The following is a 520-nucleotide window of genomic DNA, read 5'->3' as shown; positions in this document are numbered from 1 at the left end:
GAAGGACGGCAAAAGCCACGTCCCCAAAGCCCAGTGCCTCTTGCAGCTCTATGCCCAGCACGGCGAAAATCGTCCAACAAGCGAAAACCAGCGCGAATGCCAGTGGCGACAACACCACCACTACCAGCGAGCGATAGCCATTGGATACCTCGGCGATGAGGGCTTCCTTGACAGGTTTCATGGGGTTGAACTCGCGAGGATATTGCAGGATTCTGGTCGTAACCACGCGAACCGTCAAAAGGGCATTGGAGGTATACTTTAAGAGGGTCATGCCTACCTAGTAGGATATAATCGTAGAGCTATTGCAGTTGACAGATACGTGCCTGAATCTATTATTCAGACTATTGCCAAGTACTTGATGTCAGGTATGAGGCCAAGACCTTAGAAAGCGATTATTTTTAGGGTCTGTTGATGTTTGGTGGCAGGAAGATTTGGCAGGATAGGGGCAAGCTCACAGAATAGAGGTTCCGACACCAACAAACGGCGAGCCTGCCATGCCCCGACAAATGCTCACGGATGA

General features: G+C 50.8%; 1 pseudogene. It reads right to left on the bottom strand.

The window, feature by feature from the left end:
• Positions 1-181 (bottom strand): annotated as a pseudogene (locus tag DU506_RS21390) (hypothetical protein); the annotation flags it as partial.
• Positions 182-520: the final 339 nt, after the last annotated feature.

The organism is Vreelandella rituensis (assembly GCF_003336665.1).
Lineage (GTDB): Bacteria > Pseudomonadota > Gammaproteobacteria > Pseudomonadales > Halomonadaceae > Vreelandella > Vreelandella rituensis.
Note: the sequence above shows the minus strand (reverse complement) of the source record. Positions and strands in the feature narration are given on the sequence as shown.